The sequence below is a fragment of the Agromyces sp. Soil535 genome, assembly GCF_001428255.1.
Classification (GTDB): domain Bacteria; phylum Actinomycetota; class Actinomycetes; order Actinomycetales; family Microbacteriaceae; genus Agromyces.
In genome coordinates this window covers 24,298-42,459 of the sequence record NZ_LMRW01000005.1, presented here as the reverse complement: position 1 = coordinate 42,459, position 18,162 = coordinate 24,298, and the positions used below count along the sequence as shown (strand labels likewise).

17 protein-coding genes are annotated in these 18,162 nt (G+C 69.3%); 10 read left to right on the top strand and 7 right to left on the bottom strand.

What is annotated here, in order from left to right:
* The first annotated feature begins 302 nt into the window (after positions 1-302).
* The 9 genes from ASG80_RS06530 to ASG80_RS06490 are packed head-to-tail and all read left to right on the top strand — an operon-like array spanning position 303 to position 10,144.
* Positions 303-1,652 (top strand): adenylate/guanylate cyclase domain-containing protein, encoded by a 1,350-nt coding sequence (locus ASG80_RS06530; protein ID WP_056729375.1) that lies wholly within the window; start codon positions 303-305, stop codon positions 1,650-1,652.
* Positions 1,649-2,374, top strand: a complete 726-nt coding sequence (locus ASG80_RS06525; RefSeq protein ID WP_056729374.1) for an ABC transporter ATP-binding protein — start codon at positions 1,649-1,651, stop codon at positions 2,372-2,374. Before ASG80_RS06530 ends, ASG80_RS06525 begins: the two co-directional genes overlap by 4 nt.
* 3 nt (positions 2,375-2,377) lie before the next feature.
* Entirely contained in the window at positions 2,378-4,765 is a 2,388-nt protein-coding gene (locus ASG80_RS06520; protein WP_056729373.1) for an ABC transporter permease, read from the top strand.
* A 2-nt stretch (positions 4,766-4,767) separates the two neighbouring features.
* Complete coding sequence (locus ASG80_RS06515; RefSeq protein WP_056729372.1) at positions 4,768-6,375, top strand: histidine kinase; 1,608 nt, start codon at positions 4,768-4,770, stop codon at positions 6,373-6,375.
* A gap of 17 nt (positions 6,376-6,392) precedes the next feature.
* Positions 6,393-7,049 (top strand): response regulator transcription factor, encoded by a 657-nt coding sequence (locus ASG80_RS06510; RefSeq protein WP_200952513.1) that lies wholly within the window; start codon positions 6,393-6,395, stop codon positions 7,047-7,049.
* A gap of 31 nt (positions 7,050-7,080) precedes the next feature.
* Positions 7,081-7,425: a response regulator transcription factor gene (locus ASG80_RS06505; protein ID WP_200952512.1), complete on the top strand. Its 345-nt coding sequence runs from the start codon at positions 7,081-7,083 to the stop codon at positions 7,423-7,425.
* A gap of 12 nt (positions 7,426-7,437) precedes the next feature.
* A complete protein-coding gene (locus ASG80_RS06500) occupies positions 7,438-8,457 on the top strand; it encodes a cyclic nucleotide-binding domain-containing protein (protein ID WP_082589820.1) in 1,020 nt (339 codons plus the stop codon).
* A complete protein-coding gene (locus ASG80_RS06495; RefSeq protein WP_056729368.1) occupies positions 8,454-9,257 on the top strand; it encodes an MBL fold metallo-hydrolase in 804 nt (267 codons plus the stop codon). Before ASG80_RS06500 ends, ASG80_RS06495 begins: the two co-directional genes overlap by 4 nt.
* An 11-nt stretch (positions 9,258-9,268) precedes the next feature.
* On the top strand, positions 9,269-10,144 hold the full coding sequence (locus tag ASG80_RS06490; RefSeq protein WP_156401689.1) for an alpha/beta fold hydrolase: 876 nt from the start codon (positions 9,269-9,271) through the stop codon (positions 10,142-10,144).
* Between the two features lie 71 nt (positions 10,145-10,215).
* On the opposite strand, the gene ASG80_RS06485 is transcribed toward ASG80_RS06490, so the two are convergent.
* From ASG80_RS06485 to ASG80_RS06455, 7 genes are all read right to left on the bottom strand, one after another.
* On the bottom strand, positions 10,216-10,671 hold the full coding sequence (locus ASG80_RS06485; protein WP_056729366.1) for a hypothetical protein: 456 nt from the start codon (positions 10,669-10,671) through the stop codon (positions 10,216-10,218).
* 186 nt (positions 10,672-10,857) lie between these two features.
* Complete coding sequence (gene ccsB / locus ASG80_RS06480) at positions 10,858-11,958, bottom strand: c-type cytochrome biogenesis protein CcsB (protein ID WP_056729424.1); 1,101 nt, start codon at positions 11,956-11,958, stop codon at positions 10,858-10,860.
* A gap of 51 nt (positions 11,959-12,009) precedes the next feature.
* Positions 12,010-13,692 (bottom strand): cytochrome c biogenesis protein ResB, encoded by a 1,683-nt coding sequence (locus ASG80_RS06475; protein WP_056729423.1) that lies wholly within the window; start codon positions 13,690-13,692, stop codon positions 12,010-12,012.
* A gap of 10 nt (positions 13,693-13,702) precedes the next feature.
* Entirely contained in the window at positions 13,703-14,458 is a 756-nt protein-coding gene (locus ASG80_RS06470) for a cytochrome c biogenesis CcdA family protein (protein WP_056729365.1), read from the bottom strand.
* Between the two features lie 15 nt (positions 14,459-14,473).
* Positions 14,474-15,067 (bottom strand): TlpA disulfide reductase family protein, encoded by a 594-nt coding sequence (locus tag ASG80_RS06465; protein WP_056729364.1) that lies wholly within the window; start codon positions 15,065-15,067, stop codon positions 14,474-14,476.
* Positions 15,067-15,711: a histidine phosphatase family protein gene (locus ASG80_RS06460; RefSeq protein ID WP_056729363.1), complete on the bottom strand. Its 645-nt coding sequence runs from the start codon at positions 15,709-15,711 to the stop codon at positions 15,067-15,069. Before ASG80_RS06460 ends, ASG80_RS06465 begins: the two co-directional genes overlap by 1 nt.
* A 57-nt stretch (positions 15,712-15,768) precedes the next feature.
* A complete protein-coding gene (locus ASG80_RS06455; RefSeq protein WP_056729362.1) occupies positions 15,769-16,725 on the bottom strand; it encodes a Dyp-type peroxidase in 957 nt (318 codons plus the stop codon).
* A gap of 91 nt (positions 16,726-16,816) precedes the next feature.
* Between ASG80_RS06455 and aspS the strand changes: the two genes are divergently transcribed.
* Entirely contained in the window at positions 16,817-18,160 is a 1,344-nt protein-coding gene (gene aspS, locus ASG80_RS06450) for an aspartate--tRNA(Asn) ligase (RefSeq protein WP_056729361.1), read from the top strand.
* Positions 18,161-18,162: the final 2 nt, after the last annotated feature.

Sequence of the window (18,162 nt, the reverse complement as noted above, 5' to 3'; positions counted from 1 at the left end):
GTGATCACGGCGCTCTCAGCGCACGTCGCGCTGGAAACGTTCTCACAACCCGCCCCTCGTTCGCGGGGATGCCACTGCGGGTTGGGGAGGCGCGCAGCGCCGCCCCGAAACCCGCTCCCAACTGAGCGACTATCACCTCCGCGACATCCCAGCCCTCTGGGCCCCGACAGTTGCCGTTTCGGACGAGTGCGCCTGCAGCGTCGGCAACATCTGTCCCGAACGGGAACAGTGGGAGCCAGCACGCAGCGGAGAGTGGTGACCGCACGCTTGCCGCCGCCTCTGATGCGGGCCTGAATGGTCACATGGATCGCATCACGGTGCTGCTCGCCGATGACAACCTCATCGTCCGCTCCGGGGTGCGCGCCCTGCTGTCCCGCGATGAGGGCCTCGAAGTGGTCGGCGAGGCGGGAGATCTCGAGTCTCTGATCGCCCTGGCCGAAGAGCTCGCACCCCAGGTCATCGTGACCGACATCCGGATGCCTCCCACCTTCAACGACGAAGGCATCGAGGGTGCCAAGATCGTTCGCAAGCGCTCGCCCGGGACGGGAGTGGTCGTTCTGTCGCAGTATGACGATCCGGAGTACGCGGTCGGGCTGCTCACCGAGGGCGCCTCGGGCTATGCCTACCTGCTGAAGGAGCGCATCGGCGACGGCGGCCAACTCTCCCGCGCCATCCGCGAGGTCGCGGGAGGAGGCTCGATGCTGGATCCCGAGATCGTCTCCGCCCTGGTCTCGCCTGCGAAGGATTCGAGTGGACTCAATGCCGAGCAGCAACGCCTGCTTCTGCAGGTCGGCGAGGGGAAGGCGGTGAAAGCGATCGCAGCCGTGACGGGTCAGACCCCCGGAGCCGTGGATCGCGCCATCGGCGAACTGTTCCTCGTGCTCGCGCGGGATGCCAGTGTCGGAGGCAAGGACGCCCTGCGACGGCTGCGGTCCCTTCACACCGCGATCCTGGAGCGGGAGGAGCAGGGCGAGACCCTCTCGCGCATGCTGCCCTCCAAGCTCGCCGCGAAGCTGCGCGCCGACCCCACCGCCTCGTCGCGAACGGAGCGGCTGACGGTGACCGTGGTCATGAGCGACGTTCGCGGATACTCCGGCATCGCCGAGCGGTCTGATCCCGGCGCGCTCGCACAGCAGCTCAACGCGCATCGACAGCAGATGAACGCGGCGGTACTGAGCGAGGACGGCACCGTGATGCAGTACGTCGGCGACGCCGTCATGGCGGTGTTCGGGGCGCCGGATCCGCAGCCGGATCACGCGGAGCGCGCCGTGCGCACGTCGCTCAGGATGCACGAGCTCCAGCGAGCGCTCGATGCAGAGTGGCAGAAGGAGGGACTCGAGCCCTTCGGGATGGGGATCGGGCTCTCCACCGGTCTGGTCGCAGCCGCGCTGCTCGGCAGTGCCGAACGGGTCGAATACACCCTCGTAGGCGATACCGTGAACCTCAGCCAGCGCCTTCAGGATCTGGCGCGACCAGCTGGTACCACGGTGGCATCCGAATCCACGGTGACCGCGGCTGGTGACCGATGGCAATGGGAGGCACTCGGCGACCACCTGGTGAAGGGGCGGGACACTCCGGTCGCCGCCTACCGCCTGACCACGGACACGACTCGAACCGAACCGACTCCATCACGAGAAGAGGCTACGAGATGACGACGATTGTTTCCGACCAGCCGCAAGCCTCATCGGCCGAGATCGCGGCACCGTTGGTCGCGGTCGAGTCGTTGCGCCGCACCTACGAGCAGGAGCTCGCCCCGGTCCGCGCACTCCGCGGGGTGAGTCTCAGCATCGAGCGCGGCGAGTTCGTCGCGATCATGGGTCCGTCGGGCTGCGGCAAGTCGACCCTCCTGAACGTCGTCGCGGGGCTGGAGACCGTCGACGAGGGCCGGGTCCGGATCGACGGGGAGGAGATCACGGGACGCGATGAGAAATGGCTCGCCCGCTTCCGCAGGCACAACGTCGGCATCGTCTTCCAATTCTTCAACCTGCTCGACGGCATCTCGGCCCTCGACAACATCGCGATGGCAGCCCAGATCGGGGGGCTCTCCCGTGCCGCGGCAGTCTCCAGGGCGCGCGATCTGCTCGACCTCCTCGGCCTCGGGGACCGTCCGGGGCAGTTGCCAGCGGTGCTCTCCGGAGGCCAGCGTCAGCGCCTGGCGATCGCGCGCGCCCTGGTCAACGAGCCGCTCGTGTTGCTCGCCGACGAGCCGACCGGCGCGCTCGACAGTGACGGCGGCGCCGAGATCATCGAGCTGTTCAAGCGGTTGCATGGCGACGGCCAGACCATCGTGATGGTGACGCACTCGGCGGATGTCGCATCCGGCGCCGATCGCGTGATCCGCATGCGCGACGGCAGCCTGGTCGGGGCGGAGTAGCAGATGGAACGCCTCTGGCTGAGCTGGGAAGTGCGGCGCCACTGGCGTTCGCTGTTGGCGCTGGCGCTGCTCGCGGCCATCGCGGTCACGGGGATCGGCGCTGCCGCCGCCGGCGCACTGCGCGCGTTGACCGCGCAGGAGCGGTTGGACGCGCAGAGCCTCCCGGCGACGATCGTCGTGCTGCCGAACACACCCGGCTTCGACTGGGATGTGGTGGAGCGGATCCCGCAGGTGGCCGGAATCAGTCGCTTCGTCGTCTCCGCCGTCTTCATCGACGATGAGTACTCGATGTTCCCCGTGGTTGGAGACGATGTCTACACGGCCGTAGAGAAACCGGTCGTGCTCGATGGCCGGATGCTCGACCCGACCCGCCTCGATGAGGTCGTGGTCACTGCGAACTTTCTCACCAGCATCGGCAAGCAGGTCGGCGACACCGTGACGATCGGCATCTACCAGCCGGCGACCATGACGGAGGCCTACGCGGGAGGGGTCGCTCCCGAGCCCGACGGCCCCGCCATCGTCGCGACGATCGTGGGCGTCATCCGCTCCGAGTGGTACAACGACACCCAGAGCCCGGACGGCGGAGTGCTCGTGAGCCCCGAGCTCTACGCGCAGTATCCCGCGAGCTTCCTCGGCGATCCCGAGGTCGGGTACATCAATGCCCTGGTGCGACTCGAGGGCGGAGAGGCCGACATCCCGGCGTTCGCGGCCGCACTGACCCAGGCGACCGGTCGCACCGACATCGACATCTGGAACCAGGTGGAGGTGAACCGCTCGGTCGCCGGCTTCATCAACTTCGAGGCGTGGTCGCTGCTCGCGCTCGCCGGTGCTGCGGCGGTCGCGGCCGTCTTCCTGATCGGCCAGGCGTTCGCCCGCTATGCGACGACCGCGACGGGGGAGCTGGAGCCGTTGCGGGCCATCGGCCTCCCCCTCGACCGATCGATCCGGACGACCACGCTGCCGCTGCTGATCGTGGCGGTGACGGGCGCCGTCGTCGGCGTCGCGGGTGCGATCGGCCTGTCCGCGCTGTTCCCCATCGGCACCGCGGCCTTCTACGAGCCGGCGCCGGGCATCGCCTTCCAGTGGGACGTTCTGATCGCCACAGCGGTGAGCGCGATCGTGCTGCTCCCAGCGGTCGCCGCCGTCGCCTCATGGCTTGTGGTGCGCCGCCGGCAGCAGACCACGCGCGGCTCGATCGTCGCCGCTGCGGCGACCCGCGCCGGCCTGCCGGTGCAGCTCGTCATGGGCACGCGCTTCGCGCTGGAGCCGGGCCGGGGGCCACGAGCCATCCCGGTGCGGCCCGCGCTCGTCGGCGCCGTCATCGGCGTGACCGGGGTGGTCGCCGCCCTCACCTTCGCCCAGGGAATCACCGATGCCTACTCGAACCCGCTCCGCTCGGGGCACAGCTACCAGCTGGAGGGCTTCGTGGGCTTCGCCGACGTCGACTTCACCGACCCGGCGGCGCTCACCACGACAATGCTCGAAGATGCGGACGTGGTGGGTGTCAACCAGGCGTACTTCTCGGTGGCCGACGTGACGAGTCACGACGACAAGAAGGTCACCTTCGGAACGTTCGATCCCTCGGGTGACGCCGGATTCGTCGTGACCGAGGGCCGGCTTCCGGAGTCCGCCAGCGAGGTGGCTCTCGGCCCGACCGCAGCCAGCGACCTCGGGGTCGGCGTGGGCGATCAGCTGACCCTGCACGGGTCGAAGGGGACGCTGGACGCGAAGGTGGTCGGCATCGCGTTCACCCCGGACTCGCCGCACAGCGGCTATGACGATGGCGGCTTCATCACCCAGAACGCCTACGACGCCCTGTGGGGCGTGGCGGCCTTCAAGTTCCATTCAGTGCAGATCTGGCTGGCCTCGGGCGCGGACGTCGAAGAGGCGGCCGCGCGGATCGCGGACGAGACCGCGAGCCTGGGCGACGCGGGACCGCTCCAGTTCGGGCCGCCGACGGTGCCCTCGAAGGTGCAGGTGTTGCGCCAACTCGGGCTGCTTCCCCAAGTGCTTGCCGGCTTCCTGTTGATCCTCGCGGTCGGCTCGCTCGGGCATGCCCTCGTCACGGCGATGCGTCGTCGGCGCCACGACGTCGCGGTCATTCGAGTGCTCGGTCAGACGCCCGGTCAGGCCCGGACGGTCTCGGTCACCCAGGCAAGCGTCGTCGCGCTCGTCGGTCTGGTCGTCGGCGTGCCGCTGGGGATCGCGCTCGGCCGCACCCTCTGGCGTGGCGTCGCCGAGTCGACCCCGGTCGCGTTCGCCGATCCGACCAGCGTCACGCTGATCCTGGCCGCCGTGGTCGCGGCGCTGCTGATCGCGAACCTGCTCGCGGTGTGGCCCGGCCATCGAGCGGCGAGTCTCCGCGTCGCCAGCGTGCTGAGGACGGAGTGACCATGGCCGAGAGCACGGTCCGCCTTCCCCGTCCCCTGCGGGCGCCGCGGGGCAATCGGCGGTTCTGGCTGGCCGCGGGCGCGACGCTCGCGGGCGGGGCCGCGCTGGTGCTCGTTGCGCTGAACCTGCTCCTGGGAGCGCCGGAGCCGCTGGCGGCCTGGCTCTGGGTCGCGCTCGCTCCGCTGGCGATCGCCGGGGGCTGCGTCCTCGTGCCCGCACTCGAACAGGCCGGCCCCGCTGTCCTGCGTTCGTCGGTCCTCGCCGCGAGCATCGGTGTGCTCGTGGTCGCGGTCTACGTGATCGTCGTCATCGGGCTGGGTCAGCCGGTCGCTCCCGCCGATCACGGTCTGCTCGGGCTGTCGATGATCGCTGCGGCGGTCGTCGCCGTGCTGGTGCTTCCCCTCCGCAGCAGCCTCGCGGACTTCTCCCGAAGGATCACCGCAAAGGCGAAGGGCCAGCCCGCCGACATCTTCGGCCGGCTGCAGGCCCGGATGACCCGAGCCGTTCCGATGGACGAGTTGCTGTTGTCGCTCGCCGAGCAGCTTCGCGAGGGGCTCGGTTGCGAGTCCGTCGAGATCTATACCGGGGCCTCAGGGGAGCTCAGCCTCGCGGTGGCGGTGCCGGACGTGAGCAGGCCGGCGCTCTCCCTGAGCGTCGACGAGCGATCGGTGATCGGCCGTACCCGGATGGGTGCCGCGAAATGGGCGGCGGTCTGGCTGCCCGACCTCGTCACGGGTGAACAGACCCTCCGGATCGCCCCGCTCACGCACCAGGGCGAGGTGCTCGGGCTGATCGTCGTGCGCCGGGCGCCGGAGTCCGCGTTCACCGAGGAGGAGGAGCGCCTGCTCGCCGAGCTGGCACGGCAGTTCGGGCTCGCACTCCACCACGTCCACCTCGACTCGGCGTTGCAGCGGTCGCTCGTCGAACTCGAAGAGCGGAACAGCGAACTGCGCGCATCGCGGCTGCGGATCGTGGCATCCGGCAATGAGACCCGGCGGACGATCGAGCGCAACCTGCATGACGGCGCTCAGCAGCACCTGGTGGCGCTCGCCGTGAAGATCGGGCTGGTCGAGCAGATCTACTCCTCAGGCGACGTGGATGCCGCTACGAAGATGCTCGGCGAGTTGCGTGGCGATGTGCAGGCCGCCGTGCAAGAGGTGCGCGAGCTCGCCCACGGGATCTACCCGCCGCTCCTCCGGGACAAGGGCCTGCCCGAGGCGCTCCGTGCCGCAGCAACGCGCTCGCCCCTCGAGGTGGGTGTCGTCGCAGAGGTGTCGCGGCACACCCCGGACATCGAGGCCGCGGTCTACTTCTGCTGCGTCGAAGCCCTGCAGAACGCCGGCAAGTACGCCGGACCGGGTGCCGAGGTGACGGTGAAGGTCACCGAGCAGGACGGCCGGCTGCTCTTCGACGTGCGCGACACGGGCACCGGCTTCGACGCCGCCGATGAGACGATCGCGCGCGGGCACGGGTTCACCAACATGCTGGACCGGCTCGGCGCTCTGGGCGGGACGCTGACGGTGACGTCGCGACTCGGGGATGGAACCTCGGTGGTGGGAAGCATCCCGCTCCCGGACACCGAGGACGCAGAACTGGAGAGTGGACGATGACCGACGAGCAGATCACCGTGATCGTCGCCGAGGACTCGTTGCTCGTTCGGCAGGGGATCGTAAGTGTCCTCGAGTTCGCCGCCGACATCACGGTCCTCGACCAGTGCGAGAACGTCACCGAGCTGTACGACGCGGTCGCCCGCCGGGGGCCCAAAGTGGTCGTCACCGACGTGCGCATGCCACCGCTGTACAGCGACGAGGGCATTCAGGCGGCCACCGACTTCCACACCACGCATCCAGAGCTCGGTGTCGTCGTGCTGTCCCAGTACGCCGAACCTGCCTACGCGTCCGCGCTGCTGGCTGACGGTTCAGCGCGGCGTGCCTATCTGCTCAAGGAAGGCGTCAGCCAGCCGGGCCAGCTCGCCGCCGCCGTGCGCACCGTCGCGTCCGGCGGTTCGCTCGTGGACCCGGCTGTGGTGGAGGCGCTCGTGAGGGATCGCCGCAAGCACATCTCGTCGCCGCTGAACGACCTCACCTTGGCGGAGCGCGCCGTGCTCGACGAGATCGCGCTCGGCAAGTCGAATTCTGCGATCGCCCGGAGCATGTACCTCTCGGAGCGCACCGTCGAGAAACACATCAACAGCCTGTTCTCGAAGCTCGGACTGGGCACCGAACCGGATATCAACCGCCGGGTCATGGCGGTGCTGGTGAGACTGCGGGCCGAGCATGACTGAACGGGCCAGGTCGGAACGTCGGGTGCTGATCGTGGACGACCAGCCGCTGTTCCGTGCTGTCGCCCGCAGCGTGGTGTCGTTGCTCGATGGCTGGGAGGTGGTGGCCGAGTCGGACAGCGGTGAGGCCGCGATCGTCGCGGCGCAACGTCTCCGGCCCGACACCGTCGTGATGGACATCAACCTGCCCGGGATCTCGGGGATCGATGCAACTCGGCAGATCCTCGCTGCCCTCCCCGAGGCGCGGGTCGTGCTGGTCTCGACGTATGCGCCCGACGATCTGCCCGCGGACGCGCTCAGCAGCGGCGCGCGCGGATACCTCCGCAAAGAAGAGATGACCCCGCGTGCCCTGCACGATGCGGTATTCGCGAGTGCCTGAAAGGAAACGATCATGAGCAGAGTGGAAGCGCACGTCACCTCGGTGTCGTGGATTCCTTCAGAGTCCATCACCTCGGGGATGCGTTCGGCGTTCGACCGGGGGATGACCCACTACGACGCGCCGCCTCCCGATGTGCTCGGCTCGCTCGAAGACCTTCGGGTGCGCGATCGCTTCCGTTTCGCCAATCGGCACGAAGCCTGGGCCGAGTTCGCCGACGACGGCACGGTCGTCGACCACGGGTACGCAGGACAGCTCGTGATGGGGTCGAGCACGGTGCGGCTGGGTCCGTACTCGTTCACCGCCGCCGGAGTGTCGATGCCGACACTGCGGCCCGATCCGGTGGTCGGCGACGGCACGATCACGTTCCTGCAGACCGCCGGCGGACGCACCGGCATGCCGTTGCCGCGGGCCAACGCGCACCCTCCGTTCATCCATCTCACCCCGCCGCTGGTGTGGACCACGCTGAGCCTCACCCTCAGCGCGGACGGCAGCTCGCACTTCGAGCTCTCCGGTGCGAGCGATTTTCCGCGGCACTGGGTCTACGACGAGCAGGACCGCCTCGCGCTCAAGGCCGGTGTCGCTACCTGGGACCACTGGCTCGGACAGGGGTCGTGGCGAGACACGCCGTGGGGAGATGCGGATTCGGCCGTCGTCGTGACCGCGGCGGAGACGGAGCTGGAGCGTGCGCTCTCGGGCGTCATCATGCGCGGCGCGGAGCCGCCCCACATCCGTTCGCTCGAGGCTGGCGAGGTGCTGTTCGCGCAGGGAACGCCGGGCGACACGCTTTCGTTGGTTCTCGACGGGGTCGTCGCCATCGACGTGGACGGAGTCGGCTGCGGTGAGCTCGGTCCGGGGGCGGTGCTCGGGGAGCGCGCCATCCTCACCGACGGCATGCGGACCGCGACGGTGACCGCCCTCACCGGCGTCCGCGTCGCCGAGGTGCCCGCCTCCGCGGTCGACCGGGCGGCACTCGAGGAGTTGACGCAGATCCACCATCGTGAGGAGAGCGCCAGCCAGGCGCCGGTGGCATGAGGGTCTTCTTTCTCGGCGTCCGCGGGTCGACGCCGGCCCCCGGGGATCAGTACCTGCGCTACGGCGGTCACACCAGTTGCCTCGCGGTCGCCGGCGGCGACGGGGTGCCGACCCTGATTTTGGATGCCGGGACCGGCCTCCGCGATCTGGCTGGGCTGCTCGACGGCCAGCCGTTCGCCGGCGCGATCGTGCTCAGCCACCTGCACTGGGATCACGTGCAGGGTCTTCCTTTCAGCGCCGCCGTGAATCGCATCGACGCCCGCGTGACGGTGTACTTGCCAGCAGACGGCGACCCTGTGGCCGAGCTGCGTCGCGGTTTCTCACCGCCGAGCTTTCCGATCACGCCCGATCAGCTCGAGGGTGACTGGTCGTTCTCGGTGCTGCCCGACGAACTGACGCTCGGGGAGTTCGAGCTGCAGACCGCGCGCGTGCGGCACAAGGGCGGCCAGACCGTCGGCGTGCGTGTGACCCACCACGGCACTTCGTTCGTCTATCTTCCGGACCACGATCTCGGCGAACCCGACCCGGCGGCCCGCGCGCTGAGCGAGGGCGCCGAGCTGCTCATCCACGATGGCCAGTTCCTGCTCAGCGAGATCCGTCCCTTCGCCGAATACGGCCACTCGAGTGTCGAGCGGGCGCTCGCGTTCGCCGACGAGGCGGGGGTCGGCGAACTCATCCTCACCCATCACAGCCCGGGCCGTTCCGACGACGAGCTGGATGCCCTGTCCGCCGCCCTGACGCGCACCCCCGGTGGGCGGCCGGTGAGCTTCGCGGCGCAGGGCCGCACGGTGACCTTGTGAACTTCAGTTCCATGGCGACGATCGCAACCCGGCTGAGCGATCTCAGCGTCGAGACCGTCGGAGCCGGCCCTCCCTGCGTGCTCTGGCACGGCCTGTTCGTCGACTCCCGCATCTGGGATCGGGTGCGCGATGAGCTCGCCGGGCGACGCACGCTGGTGATCATCGACGGCCCGTCAGCGGGGCGGAGCGACCCGCTGACTCGCCGGGCGAGCGTCGCCGAATGTGCGATGGCCGCAATCGAGGTGCTCGACGGCCTGGGGATCGAAGGCCCGGTCGACTGGATCGGACTCACCTGGGGCGGGCACGTCGGCATCGCGCTCGCCGCCGATCATCCCGGCCGGATCCGGAGTCCGGCGGCGATCGGCTCGCCGACCCACCGGCTCGGAACACGCGGCGGATCGGAGCGGTGGAAGGTGCAGCTGCTGTGCCTGCTGTACGGCGTACTCGGACCGATTCCACCGGTCACCGGGGCACTGCTCGGCTCGCTTCTGACGGATCACACCCGCGCAACCGACGAGGAGGCGTGCACGATCGTCAGGGAGGGCTTCACTGGTCCGCCGCGACGGGCGACGGTGCTTGCGGCGCGTTCCTTCGCGCTCGACCGCCCGGACCTCACCGGGGCCGCGGAGCGTATCGCCGCACCGGTCCTCTTTCTGGCGACGACCGAGCGCGGCGAGTGGACACCGCAGCTGGCGCAGCTCGTTGCAGACGAGATGCTCGACGCACGCGTGCAGGCGGTCGCGGGTTTGGGGATCCCGCCGCTCGAGTCGCCTGACGAGACCGTGGATGCGGTCACCTCGTTCTGGAGCGCGCTGCCGGACGCCTGGGCGATCGGGGCAGGTCAGGCCGCGACGAGGGTGTGCGCGTCGAGGATCGTGTACGAGTAGCCGCGCGGGAGCGCACTTCGCACGAGCCCCCGTGCGGCAGCATCGCCGCACGGGTCTCCGAGCGCTCGGGATCAGTCCACCGAGTGGACGCAGGTGAGGTCGGCGTCCACGACGCGAATGTCGCCGGTCGAGGGGTTCGCCACGAAGATGACGCTCGCCATGATGCGATTCCCGGCGGGGTCGCTCAGGATGTCGACTCCCCGGAACACGAAGGCGCCTTCCGTCTCGACGACGGTGGTCGTGCCGCTACCGGAGAACCCGGTCGGCTCCGTGGTGATCGTCGTCCTACCGGTCCCGATGAAGTTGTCACCGTGGAAGTGCTGGGACTCCGTCAACTCGATCGTGACCGTGTGCATCTCACCGGTGCACGGGTTCACGTCGGGGAACGTGTTGGAGAAGTACTCGACCGTGGGAGGATCGGCGGCGGCCGGCGATGCCAGGCCGACCACGATCAGGCCGGCCGCGCCGAGGGCGGCGGCCGCCCCCTTCAGCAGACGAAAGCCGGGGCGTGCAGTTCGTCCATTCATTTCAGCGCTCCACTCGACAGGCAGCAGCGACACGGCCGGAGACGGCGTCGACATCGGCACGCGCTCCCGGCATCGGCGTCGGAGTACCCGTCTGCCTGCTGGCAGCCCCAGTATTCTCCGACCGACGCGTCGCCACCACGGAAGAGCTGAGCAATCCTCACCCGCCCTGACCTCAGTTGCGGGGATTCAGAGCCCTGAGTACGCGTGCAGTCCCTTGAAGAACAGGTTCACCACGGTGAAGCTGAAGAGCACCGTCGAGAAGCCGATGATCGCCAGCCATGCCGATCGCGAGCCGCGCCAGCCGCGCGTCGCACGCGCGTGGATGTACCCGGCGTAGACCACCCAGATGATGAAGGTCCACACCTCCTTGGTGTCCCAGCCCCAGTAGCGGCCCCACGCCGCCTCGGCCCAGATCGCGCCGGCCATGAGCGTGAACGTCCAGAGGATGAACCCGACGATGATCACGCGGTAGGCCAGGTTCTCGAGCGCGGCCGAGTCGGGCAGGGTCGCGAGGAAGTTCTGCTTCACCGCCTTCGCGGATGCCGCGAGCGACTCGCGGCGCGACTGCATGAGCTGCACGACCGAGAGCGCGAAGCCGAGCGCGAGGAAGCCCGTCGCGGAGGTCGCGACGAACACGTGAATCACGAGCCACGCCGATTGCAGCGCAGGCGGAAGCGGCACGACGCTCACGTAGAAGTTGACGGTGGCGACGCCGAGCAGCACGAGCACGAGGCCGGTCACGAACGTGCCGAGGAACCGCAGGTCGTATTTTGCGACCACGAGCACGACCAGGTAGACGGTCGTGATGACGAGCGTGCCGGTGAGCGCGAACTCGTACATGTTGGCCCACGGCACGCGGCCGGCGGCGAGACCACGCGTGACGTCGGCCGAGAGGTGCAGCACCCACGCGATCACCGTCATCGCGACGCCGACACGCAGCGCCGGCGAGCGGCCGTACGCGACGGATGCGACGGTTGCCCCGGATGCGACTGATGCCCCGAGCTTGCGGGGTGCGGCCGGGGTGGCTGGACCGGTACCAGTGACCTCCGCCTCGCCGGCAGATGGGACTGCACGCTCGATGGCGACCGTTCCCGACGACTCTGGCACTGATGCGGTTGTGGCATCAGTGGCGGAGCCGACCGAGGTGGCCGCACGCCCTCCCGCGACGACGGCGGGTGCACTCACGGAGGGCGCGACCCCGACCAGGTCGGCCGCCCTCGTCGCAGCCGCGGAGCGACGCGCGAGGTCGATCGCGTACGCGATGAACGCGATCGCGTAGACGGCCATGGCCGAGTACACGAGGATGATGGAGATCTCGTCGAGCGTCACGGTTCCACCTTACGTCGCAGGATTCGCGTGCCGGTCGGCGAATGCCGCCACGGCCTCCTCGAGACCCGGATCCTCACCGCGGGCGAGGCCGGCGTACTCGAGCACCACGGTGCCGTCGGGCCGGCGCGCGGCCTTCACCCACATGCGGCGGCGGGGCACGAACAGCGAGACGAGCAGTCCGGCCACGATGAGCACGGCGAAGGCGAGTACCCAACCCTGCGACGGGTCGTCGTGGATGTCGAAGCTCGCGAAGCGCGAGACGCTCTGCGAGTAGTCGCCCTCCGCGGCATCCGGATCGCCGGCATCCGGCGACACGTCCTCGAAGCTGACGGAGCCGAGGCCGTTCGGCAGCTCGACCGTCTCGCCGGGCATGAGCTCGATCGACTCGACGCCAGTCGATCCCCCGGTGAGCTGCTCCATGCTCGACGGGTCGAGCGTGTACACGGACGTCGGGGTGCCCTCGTTGATGCCGAGGTCGCCTTGATACACGTTGAGCGTGAGCACCGGGTAGACGAGGTCGGGGTAGCTCGACGTGTAGGCGCCCGAGCCGAGGGTCGTCTGGGTCGGGTAGAAGAACCCGACCATGCCGAGCTGCTCCTCGAGTCCGTCGGGCACCTTCACGACGCCGATCGAGGTGAGGTTCGCGTCCTGGGGCAGGAACGGCACGGCGTCGGTGAACACGACCTCGCCGTCGGGGTTCCGCACCGTGATGGTCGGCGCGTAGCCGTTGCCGAGCAGGTACACGTCGGTGCCGTGCACACGCAGCGGTGCGTTCACCTTCACCACGCCCGGCTCGGAATCGCCGCCCTTGGCCTGCACCGACACGTGCGCGGTGAAGTCGATCGGCTGCCCGATCGCCTCCTGGTTGCGCGTCTCGTACACGGCGTCGAGCTCCCCGAGCGAGAGCCGGTACGGGTCGAGCGTCGTGTCGTCGAAGAAGCGGCCCGGGTTGAACGAGTCGTAGGCGGCGAGCGTGTTCACGAACGACTGGCCCTCCACCACGACGCGCTGGCCCGAGAAGCCGAACCCTCCCCCGATGCCCACCGCGACGAGCACTCCGAGGAGTGCCGTGTGGAACACGAGGTTGCCGGTCTCGCGCAGGTAGCCGCGCTCCGCCGATACGGATGCCTCGCCGCGCATGTCATAGCGCTCGACCCGGTAGCCCGCACGCCTGAGCTCGGCGGCGGCGCGGTCGATCGCGGCATCCGCCGCACTGCTGGTTGAGGAGGCGCCATGCGCCGTCTCGAAACCAGCCAGCGGCCTCTCGGTGTACCCGGCAAGTCGAGACAGCCGCACGGGCGTGCGCGGCGGCCGCGCCCGAAGCGCGTCGAAGTGGTGCTTCGTGCGCGGGATGACACAGCCGATGAGCGAGACGAACAGCAGCAGGTAGATCGCCGAGAACCACGCCGACGTATAGACGTCGAACATCTGGAAGCCGTCGAGCACGGGCGCGAGGTCGGGGTTGTCGGCGAAGTACTGCGTGACGCCGTTCGGGTCGCTCGAGCGCTGCGGCACGAGCGAGCCCGGCACCGCCGCGATCGCGAGCAGCAGGAGCAGCAGCAGCGCCGTGCGCATGCTCGTGAGCTGGCGCCACGCGAAGCGCAGCCATCCGACCACTCCCAGCTTCGGCTGCGTGACGGATGCGTCGGGCTTGCGCTCGGGCGCATAGATGTGGTCGTCGGGGCGAGACAGCGCGTCGGGGTCAGATCGCGGGGACAAAGCCGGTGATCACCGCCTGCAGTTCGTACATCCAGATCGTCCAGAGACCTGACACCATGAGCACGCCGATCGCGACGAGCAACGAGCCGCCGATGAGGTTGATCGTGCGGATGTGCCGGCGGAAGAATGCGAGCGAGCCCGTGACCCAGCCGAAGCCGAGCGCCACGAGCAGGAACGGGATGCCGAGGCCGACGCAGTACGCGAGGCCGAGCAGCACGGCGCGGCCGGCCGACGCCGAGTCGGCGCTCAGCGCGAGCACCACCGCGAGGGTGGGCCCGATGCACGGGGTCCACCCGAGGCCGAACACGATGCCGAGGAGCGGCGCGCCCGCGAGCCCGGTCGCCGGGCGCCACGACGGCTTGATCGTGCGCTGCAGGAACGTGAACTGGCCGATGAACACGAGCCCCATCACGATGAGCACGACGCCGAGCGCCCGGGTGATGACCTCGCCGTACGCGTTGAACCACGCGCCCGCCACGCCCGCGACCAGGTTGAAGGTGACGAACACGACCGTGAACCCGGCGATGAACAGCAGCACGCCGAACACCAGTCGCCGACGGTTGCGTCGTTCCTCGGATGCCTCGGCCGAGGCATCCGTGAACCCGCCCAGGTATCCGAGGTACCCGGGCACGAGCGGAAGCACGCACGGTGAGAGGAACGAGACGAGTCCCGCGGCGAGCGCGATCGGCACGGCTGCGAGCAGCTGCCCGTTCAGCACGATGTCGCCGATGCCGCCCACGATGTCGTCGGCCTCCTAGGCCTGCTGCTCGGCGAGGAGGCCGTCGATGATCGACTCGAGGATCGACGCGTCGGTGAGCTGGCCGAGCACGCGCGCCGCGACGCGGCCCTCCTGGTCGAGCACGATCGTCGTCGGCACGGCGGCGGCGGGCACCGGGCCCGCGAATGCGAGCTGCGCGGTGCCCGACTCGACGTCGAGGATCGACGGGTAGGTGACGCCGTACGTCTCTTCGAAGGAAGCGGCGGTGCCGGCCTGGTCGCGCACGTTCACCCCGACGAAGCTCACGCCCTCGTCGCCGAACTGCTGCGACACGTCCTCGAGGATCGGCGCCTCGACACGGCAGGGCGCGCACCCGGCGTACCAGAAGTTCACGATGGTGACGTCGCCGAGCGTGTCGGCGGAGTCGAAGGTGCCGCCGTCGACGGTCTCACCCGAGAACTCGATGGGCTCGCCGCGCTGCGGCTCGGCGAACTCCGAGATGGTGCCGTCGCCCGCGATGTAGTTCTTGCCACTGCCCTCGCGGTACTGCTCGGCGAGCGGGTCGCTGGCGCAGCCGGTGAGGAGGAGAGCGGATGCCGCGGCGAGCGCCGCGATCGAACGCAGGACCATCACACCGCCCCCACGTCGGTCGCATGCACGCCGAGGCCCGCCGCGGGGTCGCGGTAGCCGACCTCGACGAACTGCGCGCCGCGACGCTCGAACGTCGTGATGCTCGACAGGGCGCAGCGACGGCGGCGCGGGTCGTGCGCGAGCGACCTGCCGGCGAGGCGTCGGTGCACCGTCCAGATGGGCAGCTGGTGGCTCACGATCACGGCATCGCCGGCGTCGGTCGAATTCCACGCGTCGTCCATGGCGTGCAGCATCCGGGTCACGATCGAACGGAACGGCTCGCCCCAGCTCGGCTCCCACGGGTTCACGAGGTAGGTCCAGTTCCGCACGTCGCGCAGCGCGCCGTCGCGCCCCCGCATGCGCTTGCCCTCGAAGTGGTTCTCGGGCTCGATCACGCGGTCGTCGAGGGAGGCCTCGAGGCCGAAGGCGGCGGCGATCGGCTCGGCCGACTGCTGCGTGCGCTGCAGCGGCGACGAGACGAGCGCACCGATCTCGCGCTTCCGCGAGACCAGGTCGTCGGCGGCGGCCCGCGCCATCCGTCGACCGAGGTCGGACAGGCCGTACCCGGGGAGTCGGCCATAGAGCACGCCCTGGGGGTTGAACACCTCGCCATGGCGCACGAGATGGATCTGCTCGGCCGGCACGATCTCCAGTCTAGAGAGCGGTTCCCTTTGAATCCGCCGAGGGTCGGGCCGCCTCGATCACTCGCCGTCGGCCAGCGCCTCGAGCAGGTGGAGCGGCGGAACGAAGAACGTCGCGCCGGTCACGGCGGTCGACACGTCGAGGATGCGGTCGTGGAGGCCGGGAGGGTCGCCGAGGAACATCCGCTGCAGCATCCGCTCGATCACCCACAGGCGGCGGGAGTAGCCGATGAAGTACGTGCCGAACTCCCCGGACGCGGGGCTGCCGAACGGCATGTTGTCGCGGAGGATCTCGAACTCGACGCCGTGCTCGTCGGTGATCGTGGCCAACGTCTTGTGGGCCCGTTGCGGCTCGGTGTCGTCGAGCTCGACGTTGTCCGCCTTCCGGCGACCGATGACGGCCTCTTGCTCCTCGGTGGTCATCGCGTTCCACGCGGCGAGATCGTGGAGGTACTTCTGCACGACGACGTAGCTGCCGCCCGCGAATGCGGGATCCTCATCGCCGATGAGCGTCGCCTCGGCCATCCCGATGCCGCTCGGGTTCGCGGTGCCGTCGACGAAGCCGAGCAGGTCGCGGGCGTCGAAGTACCGGAAGCCGTTCACCTCGTCGACGACGTCGACGGCGCCGTCCAGGTCGTCGAGGAGCAGCCGCTCGAACTCGAAGCAGAGGTCGGCACGGTCGGAGCGGATGTGGAAGAGCAGGTCGCCGGGCGTCGCCGGCGCGGTGTGCGCGCCGCCGGCGATCGCGACGAACGGGCGCAGCTCCGCTGGACGCCCGGCCTGGCCGAACCGTTCCCACGCCGCCGCGCCGATGCCGACGACGCACGACAAGTTGGCCGCCATGTCGCGGAAGCCGACGGTCTTGGCCAGGTCGTCGAGGCCGGCGACGACCTCGCGCACGGTGTCGAGGGCGGAGGGTTCCTGACGCACGACGACCGTGAGGAAGACGGCGAACTGCGAGAGCGGGGCGTCGACCTGCTGTGCGTCGATCGGCACCCGGCGGTCCGTCTGCTCCATACGCCCGCTCCCTCCCCTGCGCCCCCACAAGCCGCACTGCTCGCGATCGTACCGGCAGGCGCGCGAGGGCGCGCCGGTAGGATGGTCGATCGTGAACAACCGCACCCTCGTCAAGCAGCTCGCCGCGCTCCCCGACGGTCCCGTCACCGTCGCAGGATGGGTCGAGACCGTGCGCGATCAGAAGAAGGTGCAGTTCGTCATCCTGCGCGACGAGTCCGGCGCGGTGCAGCTCGTGAACCCCGCGACCCGCGAGCTCGACCCCGAGGGCGTCAGCGTCGGAGCCGCCGAAGCGCTGGCCATGACCGAGTCCATCTCGGCGCTCACGCACGGCACGTTCATCAGCGTGACCGGCGAACTGAAGCACGACGAGCGCGTCAAGCTCGGCGGCCTCGAGGTGAAGATCGGCTCGCTCGACGTCGTCTCCGAGGCACTCGAGATCCCGATCGCAGCCGACTCGAGCCTCGACAAGCGCATGGACTGGCGCTTCCTCGACCTGCGGCATCCGAAGCAGAACCTGATCTTCCGCATCCAGACCACGTTCCTGCACGCGTTGCGTACGTACTGGGTCGAACGCGACTTCGTCGAGATCCAGACCCCGAAGCTCATGGCGAGCGCCTCCGAGTCTCGCGCCGAGCTGTTCGAGGTCGGCTATTTCGAGGGCACGGCGTACCTCGCCCAGAGCCCGCAGTTCTTCAAGCAGATGGCGCAGCCCGCCGGCTTCGGCAAGATCTTCGAGGTCGGCCCCGCGTTCCGCGCCGACCCCTCGTTCACCTCTCGGCACGCGACGGAGTTCACGTCGATCGACGCCGAGATCAGCTGGGTCGACTCGCACGAAGACGTCATGAAGATGCACGAGGAGCTCCTCGTCGCGGGCTTCACCGCGGTGAAGGAGAAGCACGGCGCCGAGATCGCCGAGCTCTTCGGCATCGAGCTCCAGGTGCCGACGCTGCCGTTCCCGCGCATCCCGCTCGAAGAGGCCAAGCAGATCGTCGCCGTCCGCGGCTACGTCATCCCGCGCGACGACGCGGACATCGACCCCGAGGGCGAGCGTCAGATCTCCGCATACGTGCGCGAGACCTACGGTCACGACTTCGTGTTCCTCACGGACTGGGACATCAACCTGCGGCCGTTCTACCACATGCGCCACCCCGAGGACCCGACCCTCACCAACAGCTACGACCTCATCTACAACGGCGTCGAGATCTCGACGGGCGCCCAGCGCGAGCACCGCATCGACGTGCTCGTCGAGCAGGCGAAGGAGAAGGGGCTCGACCCCGAGGAGCTCGAGTTCTACCTCGACTTCTTCCGCTACGGCGTGCCGCCCCACGGCGGCTTCGGCATGGGCCTCGCCCGCGTGCTCATGCTCATGCTCGACGAGCACTCCATCCGCGAGACGACCTACCTGTTCCGCGGCCCGACGCGCCTCCTCCCGTAGCC